1 protein-coding gene is annotated in these 1,074 nt (G+C 68.2%); it reads right to left on the reverse strand.

Annotated features, from left to right (window positions below):
• Positions 1-1,074, reverse strand: a 1,074-nt coding sequence (locus tag DBR30_RS21915) for a penicillin-binding transpeptidase domain-containing protein (protein ID WP_258224355.1), incomplete at both ends; no start/stop codon positions are given.

A 1,074-nucleotide genomic window follows, 5' to 3' on the forward strand; every position in this document is an offset into this window, starting at 1 on the left:
CGCCTTGCGCCCCAGCGGCCAGCAAATCTCGGCCTCGCTCACCGTGTTGGGTTGTGCCGGCAGGGGGCTGTTGTCAGCCAGCCGTGAGTAGACCGAGAGCAGCAGCGGCACCGCCGCGCTCTGGCCGTAAAAACCGGGCAAAGGGGTGCCGTCGGGGCGCCCCAGCCAGACGCCGATGGTCCAGCGACCGGAGACCCCCATGGCCCAGCTGTCGCGATAGCCATAGCTGGTGCCGGTCTTCCAGGCCAGTCGGTTGACCCGGCCGGTCGCCTCGCTGGCAAAGGGCTGATCCGCGCGCCCCTGCGCGCTCAGGATCTGCCAGATGATCCAGGCCGCTCCCGGGCTCAGCAAGGGACGTGACACCGCCTGCTGCCCCGCCAGCCAGACCGGCATTGCCACCTGCCCCTCCCGGGTCAGCGCACTGTAGAGCGCCACCAGCTGCTCGAGCCGAATACCCGCCGCCCCCAGCGCGATGGCCGGATTGGGTTTGTCGGAGAGCGCCAGCCGCACCCCGGCATTGTCGAGACGGCTGACCAGCTTGTCGGGCCCGAGCGCCTCCAGCACCTGCACCGCCGGCACGTTGAGGGATTGCTGCAGCGCCTGAGCGAGGGTCACCGGCCCCTGAAAGGCGCCGGAAAAGTTGGCGGGGCGATAGTCAGACCCGAGCCTTGGCGCGTCGGAGAGCAGGGAGGCCGAGTGCACCAGCCCCTCATCCATCGCCAGACCGTAGATAAAGGGCTTGAGGGTGGATCCCGGGGAGCGGATCGCCTGCACCATGTCCAGATAACCGTGGCGGCGCAAATTGCCATACTCGGCGCTGCCCACATAGGCGCGCACCGCCATGGTTTTGTTATCTACCAAGAGCAACGCCGCTGAGGTCTGCTCGGGGAAGCGGCGAATGTAGCTCGCCACCCGTCCCTCCAGCCAGCGCTGTAGATCCCCGTCGATGGTGGTGTGCACCAGCGCCCCGGTCTGATTATCGGCGGCGAGGCGGGCAAAGAGCGGCGCCTCCATCGGCGTGAAGTGACCGCGGGCCAGCACCGGCTCGATACGTCCCTCCAACCACACCGGCTC

This window comes from Aeromonas sp. HMWF017 (assembly GCF_003061465.1).
In the GTDB taxonomy this organism is placed as follows: domain Bacteria; phylum Pseudomonadota; class Gammaproteobacteria; order Enterobacterales; family Aeromonadaceae; genus Aeromonas; species Aeromonas veronii.